Origin of the sequence: Psychrobacter namhaensis (assembly GCF_016107545.1) — a bacterium.
GTDB classification, from domain to species: Bacteria; Pseudomonadota; Gammaproteobacteria; order Pseudomonadales; family Moraxellaceae; genus Psychrobacter; species Psychrobacter namhaensis.
Genome location: NZ_JABASS010000024.1, coordinates 1 through 15,459, shown reverse-complemented (window position 1 = coordinate 15,459; position 15,459 = coordinate 1). Strand labels below are relative to the sequence as shown.

The window sequence follows — 15,459 nt, the reverse complement described above, 5'->3', positions numbered from 1 at the left end:
TCGTAACGCATAAAAATACCCCATAAGTTGTGTCCAACTTATGGGGGTCAGTTCATAGTTAGCGTGGCTTTTTTGTTGCTCGATAAATGACGTATTCAATTCATAAACAGCTACAGCGCCGTTGTATCAACGCTAGGACGAACCGTTAATGGGTTCTTTTGCATCAAAAACCCTTGCCAGCCCCAATGTAAAAAATTGCGAATATTGGCATGGTCTGTACCGTTAGGCGTCGCTAACACTTTGGCATAATGTTCGCCGAACAGTTTTAGCGTGTCTAACTGATTAAGACCGTGGTGCTTGGCAAAACCAAAAATCTTCGCACTGCCTTCGTTTTCGCCGGCTGCATTATGTACCATTCCGTTCACAAAAGGGGCAGGTGCATAACGATAAAAATCATCAATAAAGCTGATGACATCATTGAATCCAATGGCTTTTTTATTCAAACCATTAAGTAGAGCCGATACATCTGATTGGCGGATACTCATAAATAAATGACCTCAGAGCAGATTCAAAAGCAAAAATACCGTACTTATGAAAATACAATGCTTATGTGTGCTCAATGATTATTGATAGTTAAGCGTTAGATAACTTAGCTTATTTAGCTTAGCGATTAAAGTAGTCTTCGTCATCAAATGAAGGCGCAAAACTGCCTTGCTCTAGATGCTGCATTTGCGACTGTACAGTACGCTCATGCTGAATACGTTGATAAATTTCTTCGCGATGTACAGCGATATCTTTAGGTGCATTCACACCAATCCGTACTTGATTGCCTTTAACACCTAGGACAGTGACACTGACCTCATCACCAATCATTAGCGTTTCGCCCACGCGGCGTGTCAAAATTAACATGCGTCACACTCCTTATGTCGCATCAAAAAATTATTACTCATCAGATTACTTCTCAATTGCAGGACATCACCGCAGCACTAGATAGGCAATGTATTAATAATAACCATAATACTTAACGCTGTGCTATAGCGGCAATGATAGGTAGATTCATTTAGCCCAAATGAAAGCCCCATTATAGGGGGCATAACAGATACTGTCACGGTTTTTCACAAAACTATTAGGTAAACAATTATCCTAGCAATAATAAAAAAGAAAAATAGGATCTAAAAAGACCCTATTTGATTAAAGTATTATTGAAAGTAATGAGTAGCCAATTAATTGATAACCGTAACTGCTAAATCTATACTTCAATGATTTTGGGAGGCTTATAACCCAGCGATTTTGCTTTCCCCATCTTCACGATCAAGACCAAAGGCCGTGTGTAACGATTTAACGGCTTTTTCTAGGTGCTGATCTTGAATGAGAACAGACACTTTGATTTCGCTGGTCGATATCATTTGGATATTGATGTTGTTTTCAGCGAGCGTCTGGAACATGAGGCTAGCGACACCAGCGTGTGAACGCATGCCCACGCCCACTAAGGAGACCTTGACGACTTCGCTGTTGCCTAGGATTTCTTTCGCACCAATCTCGTCTTTGACTTCTTCGTTAAGTACTTTTAAGGTCTTGTCCAAGTCCGTGCGGTTGACAGTGAACGTGAAGTCGGTTGTACCGTTGTCCGAAAGATTTTGTACAATCATATCGATTTCGATATTGGCGCGGCCAATCGGGCTTAAGATAGCAGAGGCGATACCAGGATGATCGGGTACACCGCGCACTAAAATTTTTGCTTCGTCTCGGTTAAACGCGATACCTGAGATGATTGCCTGTTCCATACTGTCTCCTTCGTCTATCGTAATTAGGGTGCCAACGTTGTCTTGAAACTCTTGGTCAAAGCTGCCATCGGTATTTTCATCAAAGCTAGATAGTACACGCAAAGGCACACCATATTTACCAGCGAACTCTACTGAGCGAATCTGTAGAATCTTAGAGCCAAGGCTTGCCATCTCAAGCATTTCTTCAAAGGTAATTTTTTCAAGCTTTTTGGCTTTTGAGGTGACGCGAGGGTCGGTGGTATACACCCCATCGACATCTGTGTAGATTTGACACTCATCAGCACCCAATGCTGCGGCAATAGCGACGCCAGTGGTATCAGAGCCGCCACGTCCTAACGTGGTTGCATTGCCTTCGTCGTCAATGCCTTGAAAGCCTGCCACGATGACGACATTGCCTGCCTCTAATTGCTCACGTATGTTTTTATCGTCAATGCTTTCGATACGCGCTTTATTGTGGGCATTGTCCGTTTTGATCGCGACTTGACGACCAGTAAGTGAGCGGGCACCAATGCCAAGCTCTTTGATTGCCATGGCTAGTAAGGAGATAGAGACTTGCTCACCCGTTGAGACCATTTGGTCATATTCACGAGGATCAGGCTGAGTGCTAATTTGGCGTGCCAGATCGATCAGACGGTTGGTTTCACCACTCATGGCAGATACCACAACGACCACTTGATGACCATTGTCATGCCAGCGTTTGACTCGTTTGGCGACGTTTTTGATGCGGTCGATACTGCCCATCGAGGTGCCGCCGTATTTCTGTACTATTAACGCCATAAAAACCTACCTGTTATTCATTAATGACCTTTTATTGTCATTGATGAGCGCCAATGTGACTCTCAATCAATGCTTCCATAGTTAAGGCCGTATTATAAGAGTTGCGCCCTATGTCTTTTATTTATTCAATGTTCGTGGTTTAAACTCAATAAATGAACAATGTGTTCAAACGTTGACCTTTATATCATATCTGCGTCACAACGTTAAGTGTCAGTGTGGCTTAGATGTATGGCGATTGGTTATAGTGGTTATAACCAATCGCGCATGGAGGGGGATAAAGCACATAGTACTGTATTGGGTTGATGGTTTAGCTAAGTTGGCCTTCAATCCAAGCAGGGAGCGCCTCAATAACCGCTGTGCTGTTGCTAGACTTTGGTGCGCCACCTTGTGCGTAGTCGGGTTTGCCGCCGCCTTTACCACCAAGCTCACTTGCCAAATGACGAATAATATCACCGGCTTTTACTTGAGCAGTGACAGACTTAGCCACACTAGCTGCTAGGGCCAACTGCTCGTCTTTATCGCCAATCAAGACAATCACGCTGTCTGGCAGTTTGGATTTTATGTCATCCATCAATGTACGGATAGATTTGCCATCGATACCGCGTAGAGTACTGATCAGAACGGGTGTGCCTGCGATGGTTTGAACGTCATCGAGCAAGCTTGCAGCTTGAGCACTGGCCATTTTTTGCTCTAAACGTTCCAGTTGTTTTTCTAGGTCGCGCTGCTTGTCGGCCATGGTGCGCACACGCTGCGCCACTTCTGGACGTTTCACTTTTAGCTGACTGGCAAGCTCGCTCAGTTGTTGTTCGCTTTGCTGAATGTTTTTAATCGCATTCATGCCAGTGACGGCTTCAATACGGCGAACACCCGCAGCAATCCCTGATTCGCTAGTAATTTTTAAGACGCCAATGTCACCCGTGCGCTGAACATGTAGGCCGCCGCACAGCTCGATAGAAAAAGGCTTGCGCTGCCCGTCCAAGGTGCTGTCTGTACCCATGGTGAGTACGCGTACCTCACTACCGTATTTTTCGCCAAACAGCGCCATGGCCCCTTGTTTCATCGCTTCATCGATAGACATGTGCTCGATACGAGCAGGGGTATTGGCTTGGATTTGCTCATTGACCAAGCGCTCTATCCGCGTGATCTCAGCGGCACTGACTGGTTTGTCATAGGAGAAGTCAAAACGTAGCACGTCGCTTGAGACCAGTGAGCCTTTTTGCGTGACTTCCTCTCCCAACACTTCTCTCAACGCTGCATGCAGTAGGTGAGTGGCAGAGTGGTTTTTGGCGCTTGCTGCACGGATGCTAGAGAGCACTTGAGCGTCCGCGGTTTGTTTGGTGCTGATGTCACCCATGGTAACGACACCATAATGGATAATGGCCTGACCAGATTTCTTGGTATCTTGAACCTCAAAGACACCAGTTGCGGTGCGAATTTCGCCCAGCTCACCAACTTGACCACCACCTTCAGCATAAAATGGGGTACGATCCAATACCACAACGCCTTCCATACCTTCGGTTAAGCTGTCTGCCGGATTGCCATCTTGGTAAAGCGCGTCAATGGTCACGCCGTCTTCTTCAAGCTGCTCATAGCCCACAAAGGTCGTTGGCGTCTCAACTTGGATGACGCTACTATAATCAACATCAAACTTGCCCGCATCACGAGCACGCTCACGTTGTGCTTGCATGTGTTCATCAAATTCCGCTTCATCAATCGCAATACCGCGCTCACGAGTGATATCGGCGGTCAAATCAAGCGGGAAGCCGTAGGTGTCGTACAGTTTGAATGCCGCTTCACCAGACAGCGTATCGCCATCTTGTAAGCCTTCAAGCTCGCTGGCAAGCAAACGTAGACCTTGTGCCAATGTTTTAGCAAACTGTGCTTCTTCTTTTTGAATGGCGTTTTCGATAGCGCTTTGCTTGTCTTTTAGCTCAGGATAGGCACTGCCCATTTCAGCCACGAGTGGGGCAACCATCTTATAGAAAAATTCACTATCGGCGCCAAGTTTGTTGCCATGACGTACCGCGCGACGGATCACACGGCGCAATACATAGCCGCGACCTTCATTACTTGGTGTCACGCCATCAGCAATCAAAAATGCCACAGCACGAATGTGATCGGCGATGACTTTTAGCGATGACTGTTGTTCGTTTTTAATCTCTAAAATCTCAGCCGCCGCATCCATTAAATGGACAAATAAGTCGATTTCGTAGTTGCCGTGGACGCCTTGCATGATGGCACTAATACGCTCAAGCCCCATGCCGGTATCGACACTTGGCGCAGGAAGTGGCAATAGCGTGCCGTCTTTTTGACGATTGAACTGCATAAACACACAGTTCCAAATCTCAATGTAGCGATCGCCATCTTCTTCTGGCGTACCTGGTAGGCCGCCTTCGATATCGGCGCCGTGATCATAAAAGACTTCGGTACAAGGCCCACAAGGACCCGTGTCGCCCATGGTCCAAAAGTTATCTGACGCGTAAGGCGCGCCTTTATTATCACCAATACGAATGATGCGCTCACTTGGAATACCGATGTTTTTATTCCAAATCTCAAAGGCTTCATCATCGGTTTCATAAATGGTGACATAGAGACGATCTTTATCAATCGCCAGCCACTCAGTCGATGTCAAAAACTCCCAGATGTACTCGATACCTGCTTGTTTAAAATAATCGCCAAACGAGAAGTTACCGAGCATCTCAAAAAACGTATGATGACGCGCGGTATAGCCGACATTGTCCAAATCATTGTGTTTGCCGCCAGCACGAACGCATTTTTGTGAGGTCACGGCACGTGTATAGTCGCGTGGCTCCATGCCCAAAAATGTCTCTTTAAACTGATTCATACCGGCATTGGTAAATAGCAACGTCGGGTCATTATGCGGAATCAAACTAGACGATGGGACTTGGGTGTGCTGCTTGCTTATAAAAAAATCGATAAAAGCTTGGCGAATATCGGCTGAGCGAAATGGCTGGCTCACAGCGGCTCCTTACTGACGGATAGAATTGAGAAAAATAATTTTGCATGCGATTTTAGCACAAACGCCCAAGCTCTTGGTATAAGAGTTACAACTGCTAGGTTATTCTGTGACTACCTACTGCCGCTCACTTTACAGGATATAATGTTAATTGGTCAAAATCGCCGCATCGGTCTTATCTAGTTTATCTTGTACCAATGGGTTGGACTCAATGACTTGTACTGGTAGATAACGCAATTGGAGTTTGATCGGCAAATATTCGGGGAAGTTTTCGACCATATCTTGGGTAATGATGGTTTCAATTTGGCGGACATCGTATGAGCTTGGCAGCGTCTCTCCGCGAATGACCGCTCGTACGACTTTGTTGTTTTCTGAGGTGTCGAATTGAGTGTTGGTTAGTACGTTACCCTTATCGATAAAGTAGCTGTTGATGGCTTCTTTTACGCTACTCTCAAACACTTGCTGCTTGGCATTGGTCTGTAGGTTGATAGTCAGATACGCGCCCAAGCCGCCCAGCAGCAATAAAGTCACCGCATTGCGCTGCAAAAAAGTCAGATAAGTATTGGATTTATAGTCATCATCAACCAATCGGCGAAAGCCCAATACCCATAAGACAAGGGCATTGGTAAATTGAATGGCAATAATGTTGGTGGCGGCTAATAAAAGCGCGCCAAACCCAAGCTGCATCTCGCCATTGGCAAATAAAACGCCACTAGCAGCAAGAGGTGGCACCAAAGCGGTGGCGACGGCTACGCCTACAACGGCGACCGAGAGGTGCGGAGACACCATCGCATAGGCACCAGCCGTGCCTCCAGCTAACGCGATCATTAAATCCATGGAAGTTGGCTGAGTGCGCGACAATATCTCTGCGGTCAATGGCTGATCTTTGTGGAGCCAGCCAACTACAAAACCGACCAGTACCACCAATGACACGCCAACAACCACCGTAATAAGTGATTTGCGTAGCAGCGGCATGCGATGGTCAATAATTGCTAGTGCGACTCCAGTGATAGGACCCAGCATCATCGCCACCAGCATAGCGCCAATGACCACAGCAGCTGAGTTGGTCACCAGCCCATAACTGGCGATAATGGCGGAGAGCGTATTCATGATAAAGTACATTCTGCTAGGCAGGGCGCTTGCTTCAATCTTGACTCGCACCTCTGGATAATCTACCTTTTGGTTGCTAAATTGTTCAGCGACAAACTGCTTATAAGACTCAAGTTTGGCTTCTTTCTCTTCTTTGACTTCTTCCTCTTCGTCACTTTCCTGTTCGCTGTGCTTGTTGGTACTCTCTATATCGTCACTATCCTGATGCTTTTGATTGTCCGGATTCCCATTTTTGTGATCGTCTTTGGTTCCATCTTCGGTTTTTTGTTGATGAGTAGAGGCTAGTGTTTCTGTTGTAGGGATATGGGAGCAAGTGGATGTGTCCGCTGATTGACCATCCATTTTGTCTATAGAGGTCTTTTGGATAGAGGTCTCTTGGGCAGTGGCAGGGTGAGCAGCTTCTGCTTCAACGGATACTTCCCCGCTGTCTTGAGAGGGCTTTGCTGTTGAGTCCGCAGAGTCTGATTGAAAAAAATCTGACTCTGATTTTGTCCGTGATTTTTCCCCTATAGCTGGCGAGTCTTCAGCGGTTGACGGTGACTCAGCCTCAGACGGCTCTAATGTGGCGACTACCACATCAGGCGCAAGCGACTCTACCTTGACTTGTGCATCAGGCATTTGTGCACAGGGTATATCTTGATCAAGCTCCTCTGTTTTGTCATGACTTACTGCCGCATCTAGTGTAGGGGCATCAGGCGAAGTCTGAGTTCCAGCCTCTGGTTCAGTAGCATGGTGGCCAGTCTCCGCTGAGTTGTCTGGTGTCACCGACTCATTAGATGGGTTTTCTTCAGGTAAGGTCATAAAAGGTAGCTTTTTTAAGAGTTAACAGAAAGTCATTATTGTAATGATAAATAGCTAAAGGTATAGGGGGTTTTTGCGACACATCAGAAGAAAAGAGGAGGTAATTGGAGATAGTTGAAAGACGATAATTAGGGGGTAAAAGGATTAATATAAAAACCTTAATAATAACAGGGTTTTTATACGTCGTCACCTGATATAACTGGCCTAAAGGTTTAGAATAAATACTTACTTTTTATGTGGGATTGGTGTATAAAGGTAGTATATCCACAATTAAAATGAGGAATAACTTATGAACTGGCCATTATTCTCTGTCATCTATTCAATAGCCGCAACAGTCACCATTGGCGTTTTTATCATTGGCGCATTAATCACAGGCTTTAATGAGATTCCTCATATTCAAATAGCGGTATTATTGGGTATTTTGGTTTCCATCCCAGCAGGCATGTTTTTTACAAAAAAAGTCGGTAGTATTACGGGCAATGAAGAAGGTTATAAAGCTTAAGTTTGAGCGGAGGTTGTGAGTTGCACCCACACAATCTATTAGGTAGACGTAAAACCAATACGCATAAAAAAGACCTCGGTGTAGAGGTCTTTTTTGATATTACCGTGGCTAATTACTTGAGCTCAACGGTCGCACCATTTTCGATATTGGCATAAACTTCTAACACATCCCAGTTGGTCAAACGCACACAACCTGCTGATGCTTGGCGACTGATGCCTTCAGGTTTTGGGGAGCCATGTAATCCATAAGAAGGTTTAGATAAGCCCATCCATACAACGCCGACAGGATTGTTTGGCCCTGGTGGTAGCATGTGAACTTTTTTCTGCGTGCCTTCACCGACCGTCGCTTTATACCAAGGCATTTTTACTTTATTGATGATTTTAAACGTCCCTTGTGGGGAAGGGGTGGCATCACTGCCCACAGTCGTTGGGTAAGTCGCTACCAGTTGATTGCCATTATACGCGTACAATGTTTTGTCCGCTTTGTTGGCAACCACGCGGTTGATGCGCTGATTAAGTGGACCGCGCGTATTAAGGACCGTGATGGTTTCGCCAGCTTTATACTCTTTGCTCTTATTTAGCTTATCTAGATAGCGTACATCCATATGAAAGCGCTCACCAAGCATTTCTTTGATGTCTTGGTAGTACAGACCTTTCATTTTTGACTTGGCTTCTGATCCAGAAGGCGTGGACGCAAAGTTGGTGTTGATATCATCCTCAGTTAGTGTATAAGTTACGAGCACAGGTTTATTGGCAGGAATATTTTTGATCAGCGCATTCCACGTTTTTTGATCCATTTTGCCCGTTGCTGGCAAGCCTTTCATGGTTTGGAAGTTGATAAGGGCTTTTTTGCTGTTCATACCCCAGCCGCCATCGATAGGACCTGGAGAGGCGTGGTTCCAATCGAGCAAAGCCTGCATTTTAATGGTCATCGCTGAGTTGACTTTCATGTTAGGGGACCAGACAGCCTCATTTACTTGTTTGGCGTAGTTGGACAAGTTCAGTGTGGTGTATCTTTTACCATCTTTATCTTCGATGTTTTTGATGGTAGGGTCATCACTGAAATCTTGACGTTTTTCACTCTCAGGCAATTCAAAAGCCAGCGGATCAGATGAATCAATAGATGAGATGTCACTTGGCGCGGCAACGGCTTGACCTTCGCTAATATCATCCGTGCTGTCAGACTGCTCATCTTTAAGGGTCAGCTCTGCTGCGCTCATATTATCGGCAGTGGTCGAGTTTGGTTCCGCTGGTGCTTCTGAGATCACAGAGGCGGCTGACTTATTCTTTGAATCGATGAGTTGCGTCATACTGTCAGCGGGTTTAGGGTCTGCTTTATTTTTAGCTGGCTTACTATTAGCAGGCTTATCGTTAGTTGGCTTGGGCTGAGCTGCTGTAGGGTCGCGACTGTCTAGTGAGGTGCTGCGAGTTTCTTGTACATTGAGGCTCACTTTTTTGGCAATACTAGGCAGTGAATCAGCGGTGCGTACTGGCAATGTGCGAGTGCTATCAGCAGGTGCGGCGAGCGCACTCACACTGGCACTAGCGACAGCAATAGATATAGCAGTAATAATAGGCTTTATTTTCATCATGTTGAATCACTTGTGGTTGCTATTAATGCGGCTATTATGCGCATAATTCGGTTGCTTCGCAAACTTTCGACACATCTTTTTTCGGTTAAGGCTTGCTAAACGTCAACCGTTGACGTATTCACTACAGTTGGGTAATAACTGAGCGAGAGTGTGTATAGGGCAATACTGGATTATTACCGCTATCTTTATAAAGGCAAACGCCAGTACGTGTGCAAATATTGGCGCTACTTAGTGTTTGTGTCTATAATGTATGACGAGATTTTTATTTAATAGATCGGCTTTTTACAAAAAGCGGTTTAACCCATCCGCATGTAGTCAGTGAACATGCAATCAGCAAGGTGCGATATGTCAGAAGACCAAACAATGAGCGCAGAAGAGTTTCAAAACCAATACTTTAACGATAATGAGGCTAAGGGTTTAGACAGTACGATGGAGTATGATTTGGAAACTGGGCTTCTCGGTGAGGACGACCAATTTGCCAACCTGCATGCAGAGCTGGAAGAAGCACGTGAGCAGCTGGTCAGTATTCGTGACTTTATTCGTTTTTCCGTCACTCAGCTGCGTAACTATGATGTGGTGGTTGCTCAAGGCACGACGGATGAGTTTGCTGAAGCCGCCGCGATTGTTTTGCATTCCCTCTCTTTAGATTGGTCAGCGAATGAGCAGATTTTGGACTGTCGCCTGACCACATCAGAGAAGCAGTTGGTACTGAGCTTGTTAGAAGAGCGTATCGCTGAGCGTAAACCACTCAGTTACTTAATTAACTTATCCTACTTTTGTGATTTGCCTTTTTATGTTGATGAGCGGGTGTTAATTCCACGCTCACCTATTGCAGAGTTGATACGTCAGCAGTTTCATCCGTATTTTGAGGTCAATGAATTGGCCAAGCCGCTTGGGCTTAGTGTCAACGAGCAGACCGCTGTATTTTACGATCATGGTTTAGACGTCAAGCAACTGTCGCAGCCTGAACGCATTTTAGATTTGTGTACCGGCTCAGGTTGTATTGCTATTGCCCTTGCCACGCGCTTCGTCGATGCTTTGGTAGATGCCGTTGATATTGATAAAGGCGCCCTAGAAGTAGCCATGGTTAACGTCGATCATCATGATCTTGGTCATCAAGTGAATGTCATTGAGTCAGATCTGTTCGCTAAAATTCCTACTGAAAACCAGTATGAACTGATCGTAACTAATCCACCGTATGTCGATGCGGCCATTATGGCAGACCTACCCCCTGAGTTTTTATACGAGCCTGAGCACGCATTAGCAGCGGGTCAAGACGGGTTAGATTTGGTGCATCGCATCTTATTTGAAGCGCCAGAGTATCTAAGCCCAGAAGGCTTATTGATTTGTGAAGTGGGCGATAGTGAATGGGCATTAAAACAAGCGTATCCTGAAATTCAGTTCGATTGGTTAAAGTTTACTCACGGTGGTCACGGGGTTTTTGCTATTACTTATGATGAGTTAATGGCACATCGTCAGCTGTTTGCCGCTTATGTGCAGTTGTTGGATGGTATTCAGTAGTTATATGGGTACGTAGTTGAGACACTGTGGCAGTAAGCAGTCAACACTATAAATAATTGGTCAAATAGACAGCAGTCGCGTTTACTTGTTTAAGGATAAATATGGCAGGCAACAGTATCGGTCAGGTTTTTACGGTGACCACTTGTGGTGAGTCGCATGGAGCAGGTCTGATGGCAATCGTCGATGGCGTGCCACCAGGCTTAGTATTGTCTGAAGAGGATTTGCAAGTAGATTTGGATCGCCGCAAACCGGGTACCTCAAAGTACTCAACCCAGCGCCGCGAGTCTGATGAGGTTGAGATTATCTCTGGTGTGTTTGAAGGCAAAACAACAGGCACCTCTATTGGTCTATTGATTCGTAATACCAATCAAAAATCAAAAGACTATAGTGAGATTAAAGACACTTTTCGTCCGGGTCATGCTGACTATACTTATAGTATGAAATATGGCTTCCGTGATTACCGTGGTGGTGGACGCTCATCAGCACGTGAGACGGCGATGCGGGTCGCGGCTGGTGCGATTGCTAAGAAATATCTACAAGATCGTTTGGGAGTTCAAGTCCGTGGTCATGTCACCCAAATCGGGGATGAATACAGTAACGTCTTAGACCCCAGCCAAATTGATTGGGAGTTTGTGAATAGCAATCCGTTTTTCTGTGCGGATAAAGAAGCCATTGGCCGTTTTGAAGCACTGATAGATAACCTACGCCGTGAAGGAACATCTTGCGGTGCTCGTCTTGAAGTGATTGCCAGTGGTGTGCCAGTTGGGCTTGGTGAGCCAGTGTTTGATCGTTTGGATGCGGATATTGCCCATGCCATGATGAGTATCAATGCGGTAAAAGGGGTCGAGATTGGCGATGGTATGGCGGTCGCCGGGCAGTTTGGTCATCGTTCTCGTGATGAGATGACGCCAGACGGCTTCACGGCCAATCACGCTGGCGGTATCTTGGGCGGCATCTCGTCAGGCCAAGATATTCGAGTCAGTATCGCTCTTAAGCCCACGTCAAGCATCACCACGGCTGGCAAGAGTATCAATACTCAAGGTGAGGCGATTGATATGCTGACTAAAGGGCGTCACGACCCGTGCGTTGGTGTACGGGCAACGCCCATTGCTGAAGCCATGCTAGCGATTGTGTTGCTCGATCATTATCTGCGCCATCGAGGTCAAAACGCTGACGTAAAACAGCCAGTACAGGCGATCGTTTAGACGGTTTTTTGTCGTGTTATTGGCCCTTTGTTTTCCTAATTAGCGGTCACTAGGAATAACAAGGGGCTTTTTTGTGCCTGTTTCCTTTTTTGTGACTGTTCCAGAGAGGGGTAATTGAGTCGATAAACCTCCGTTGGTTTGAAAATGTGCCTCAGTAACCGCCTATTTTTAAGGTAGTAGACAGTTCATGACAAATCGTTGTTTCAAGCTTGTTTGTCTATGAACATTGAAAAATCATCATAAGGCGTCATACAGTACTCAAAGCACTATGTATCTGCCTATTAAGTGAGCGTAGCATAAAAAATGTTTTCAGTTTTTTCTCCATCCTAGCAAAATATGACAAATGGCTGAAAATTAAGGTTGTGAGTGAATGATTTTTGACGGATGGTTTTGCTTAAAAGCGGTAGAATAACCAGCATTACTATAAAAAACTAAAATATGCGGCAAAAAATCCGCTTTATTGAAAATAAAATTCGGTTGTACGTATCATTCTTATTTAAAGGAATCTAAAGAGTATGAGTAATTATTTAGACACGGTCATTGTTGAGCATAACCCATCACAAAAGCCGATAGATAGAGCCGTCATCTGGCTTCATGGTTTGGGGGCTAGTGGTCATGACTTTGAACCTGTGGTACCGCAGCTAGGCTTGGCTGATGATATGGCTGTCCGCTTTATTTTTCCGCATGCCCCTAAGCGTGCCGTAACGGTAAATGGTGGCATGGTGATGCCAGCTTGGTACGATATCTTAGAGATGAGCCTAGAGCGCAAAGTCGATACTGCTCAGATTGAAGAGTCGTCTCAGCAAATACAGGATTTAATTCGTCGCGAGGTTGAGCGCGGTGTCAACCCTGAACACATTGTTGTTGCAGGATTTTCGCAAGGCGGGGCAGTGGCGTATCACGTGGCATTGGGCTACCCTGAGCGCTTGGCTGGGTTGATGGCGCTTTCTACGTACTTGGCGACCAATGACAACATCGACTATAGCACTGCTAATAAAAACATGCCGATTCTCATTGAGCATGGTACTCACGACCCAGTCGTTCCTGTGGTTTTGGGCGAGCAGGCGCATCAACTACTAACGAAAAAAGACTATGGTGTCGAATACAATACTTATCCGATGGCGCATCAGGTTTGTATGCCGCAGATTCAAAATATCGGACAATGGTTGAATAAGGTATTGGCTTAGATAATTAAGCTGTAACTTAATGTAATACCACTGTCTTATAGGTTGAAAACTAGCCTATAAGTATTATATAATAATCGACCTTATTGGGGATGTTCTGGCTTCGACGCTGGTGATGAAACTCAATGATGCATGTCGAGAGTGTATGTCCTCTCGTTAATCAAACATATATTGTTATAGTCGCAAACGACGAAACTTACGCTCTAGCAGCTTAAACCCTGCTTACTTAGTTGCTGATCACCTACAGTTGGTTAACTAAGTTGAAGCGTCCGCATGTAGGCTCGCCACAAGGGATTGTCTCAATCGCTTGGGTTCAAAAGTAGAGAATCGTCCAATCCATCCTGACTGTCGGATCGGTGCGGATTAAAACTAAAGACAGAAACTAAACATGTAGATTCATGAGCGTAATGCTGGCGGACGCGGGTTCAACTCCCGCCATCTCCACCAAATACTAAAAATCCGGTCACTTAATGTGATCGGATTTTTTTTGTTTTTAAATGAATATTTTTATTAAAAAAAGTGTTTTTTAGAGGCACGAATGAGTATGCCTAGCTCTAGAGTCTATAGTAATGAGGTACAAGAACTCCTTATTATAGAATTTCGCCCATTAATGTGAGTTGCGCTAAAGACAGATACTTTACATAAAAAATGTACGTTAAAAGCTTTCTCATAACAAAAATAGAGCCATTGAAAGGTTAGCGTAACTAACATAGCAGTTAAGTACTACTGTGAACATTCTTTATACAGACAGCTCAATCCTCCTTTCCTAATATTAGGGAGGTTAGCGTAAGTTTTATAGCGCTTACTGATTTTTAATAGAATTGAGTTACTCAGTTTTAACTATAAAAGTTTTGACTATAAAAAATGGAAAGGAGTACCACTATGAATGAACATACTTTGAAAGGTAATTGGAACCAAATTAAAGGTTCAGTAAAACAAAAATGGGCAGATCTGACAGATGATGATCTGACTCACATTGAAGGTGACCGTGATAAGCTCGTGGGACGTGTCCAAGAGCGCTACGGTCATTCCAAAGAAGATGCTGAGCGTGATGTAGATACATGGCGTCGCGAAAACAACTATTGAACCTAGATCTTCAAACGTGTATGTAATCTTATTTAAGATAAACAACACTATACTAATATGAGAAAATTTAAGTATAAGAGACCGCATTTAAATACTGTGCGGTCTTTTTATTATAAGCATTCGATATAATCTGTAATTAAGCATCGTGCTTTTAGATAAAAAATGATTTTACTCACGTGAAATGGGCTTTTGGTTTACTGAGGAGGCCGTTATGCCTGATAGTTGTGCAAAATTACTGGCAGATAATGAATTAACGGTAGTATTTATCGAGAGTGCAACCGCTGGATATTTGTCGCATCGGTTTTCAGTCAGTCCGTACTCAGGGGATGTTCTGATGGGCGGACTGGTGTGTTATGACGTTTCGTTAAAAAAGAATGTCCTTAACGTCTCAAGTCAATTGATTGATAAGTATACTGCTGAATCATTAGAAGTTACTCATGAGTTGGTCATCAAATCCAAAAAGATGTTTGACGCTGACTTACATGTTGCGTGTACTGGCTTACTAAAGCACGGAGGCTCTGAGACCAAAGAGAAGCCTGTTGGTACGTTTTTTTACTGCATTGGGTATGATAACAAAGTTTATGACTTTCGCTGCTTATGTAGTGGGCCACCGGAGCAGAAGCTTCGTAGCTTAAACAGTCTTATTTGTAAGAGTATCATTGGAGTGGTGAGCAATTCTAGTTAGTTTACTGTGTTATGAGAGAGGTCAGTCAATCTATAGAGTAACCATTGCGAGAGTGAGAAGTTCGCTAAGTATTGAGTCACGTTTGGTGTATTTTCCAAGCTAAAGCATTTTCGCAGCAAATTTTAAGGCCATATTTTACTTAGCGTGTACTATCATTCACCGAAAAGTGAGCTGAGGATAACCCTTAAACAATGCGAATTTACACTGCTATTATTGCTGAGTTTATGACCCTGTTTAGACGTGAGCTATGCTGAAGAAACCGTACAAGTAAACTTGGTAAACTAACGACTCAACGA

Annotated in this window: 11 protein-coding genes, 1 other RNA gene and 1 pseudogene; 7 read left to right on the top strand and 6 right to left on the bottom strand. The window is 44.6% G+C overall.

Features of this window, described 5'->3' with window-relative positions; all coding sequences use genetic code 11:
* Positions 1-110: 110 nt before the first annotated feature.
* The 5 genes and pseudogenes from JFC06_RS11970 to JFC06_RS11950 all read right to left on the bottom strand — a co-directional run bounded on the left by JFC06_RS11970 (position 111) and on the right by JFC06_RS11950 (position 7,389).
* Complete coding sequence (locus tag JFC06_RS11970) at positions 111-485, bottom strand: HopJ type III effector protein (RefSeq protein ID WP_193005714.1); 375 nt, start codon at positions 483-485, stop codon at positions 111-113.
* Between the two features lie 196 nt (positions 486-681).
* Positions 682-849: pseudogene (csrA, locus tag JFC06_RS11965) on the bottom strand (carbon storage regulator CsrA); the annotation flags it as partial.
* A gap of 365 nt (positions 850-1,214) precedes the next feature.
* A complete protein-coding gene (locus JFC06_RS11960) occupies positions 1,215-2,501 on the bottom strand; it encodes an aspartate kinase (protein ID WP_198335216.1) in 1,287 nt (428 codons plus the stop codon).
* A 307-nt stretch (positions 2,502-2,808) separates the two neighbouring features.
* The gene (gene alaS / locus JFC06_RS11955) at positions 2,809-5,481 is read right to left on the bottom strand and encodes an alanine--tRNA ligase (RefSeq protein ID WP_198335215.1); all 2,673 of its coding nucleotides are present in this window, start codon (positions 5,479-5,481) and stop codon (positions 2,809-2,811) included.
* A gap of 144 nt (positions 5,482-5,625) precedes the next feature.
* A complete protein-coding gene (locus tag JFC06_RS11950) occupies positions 5,626-7,389 on the bottom strand; it encodes a TIGR00341 family protein (RefSeq protein ID WP_227670118.1) in 1,764 nt (587 codons plus the stop codon).
* 289 nt (positions 7,390-7,678) lie between these two features.
* Here JFC06_RS11950 and JFC06_RS11945 point away from each other — a divergent pair, with 289 nt between their 5' ends.
* Positions 7,679-7,891 (top strand): hypothetical protein, encoded by a 213-nt coding sequence (locus JFC06_RS11945; protein WP_193005717.1) that lies wholly within the window; start codon positions 7,679-7,681, stop codon positions 7,889-7,891.
* Between the two features lie 112 nt (positions 7,892-8,003).
* Here the strand turns inward: JFC06_RS11945 and JFC06_RS11940 are convergent, their stop codons facing one another.
* On the bottom strand, positions 8,004-9,482 hold the full coding sequence (locus JFC06_RS11940; RefSeq protein ID WP_193005718.1) for a L,D-transpeptidase family protein: 1,479 nt from the start codon (positions 9,480-9,482) through the stop codon (positions 8,004-8,006).
* 345 nt (positions 9,483-9,827) lie between these two features.
* Between JFC06_RS11940 and prmB the strand changes: the two genes are divergently transcribed.
* The 6 genes from prmB to JFC06_RS11910 all read left to right on the top strand — a co-directional run bounded on the left by prmB (position 9,828) and on the right by JFC06_RS11910 (position 15,163).
* Positions 9,828-11,003 carry a 50S ribosomal protein L3 N(5)-glutamine methyltransferase gene (gene prmB, locus JFC06_RS11935; protein ID WP_198335214.1) on the top strand — a complete coding sequence of 392 codons (1,176 nt, stop codon included), beginning with the start codon at positions 9,828-9,830 and terminating at the stop codon, positions 11,001-11,003.
* 101 nt (positions 11,004-11,104) lie between these two features.
* Positions 11,105-12,208: a chorismate synthase gene (gene aroC / locus JFC06_RS11930; protein ID WP_198335213.1), complete on the top strand. Its 1,104-nt coding sequence runs from the start codon at positions 11,105-11,107 to the stop codon at positions 12,206-12,208.
* Positions 12,209-12,723: 515 nt separating this feature from the next.
* Positions 12,724-13,395, top strand: coding sequence for an alpha/beta hydrolase (locus JFC06_RS11925; RefSeq protein WP_198335212.1), 672 nt, complete (start codon positions 12,724-12,726; stop codon positions 13,393-13,395).
* An 85-nt stretch (positions 13,396-13,480) separates the two neighbouring features.
* Positions 13,481-13,839: a transfer-messenger RNA gene (ssrA, locus tag JFC06_RS11920) on the top strand.
* A 435-nt stretch (positions 13,840-14,274) separates the two neighbouring features.
* Positions 14,275-14,478: a CsbD family protein gene (locus JFC06_RS11915; protein WP_193005722.1), complete on the top strand. Its 204-nt coding sequence runs from the start codon at positions 14,275-14,277 to the stop codon at positions 14,476-14,478.
* Between the two features lie 211 nt (positions 14,479-14,689).
* Positions 14,690-15,163, top strand: a complete 474-nt coding sequence (locus tag JFC06_RS11910; protein ID WP_198335211.1) for a CinA family protein — start codon at positions 14,690-14,692, stop codon at positions 15,161-15,163.
* The last annotated feature ends 296 nt before the right edge of the window (positions 15,164-15,459 follow it).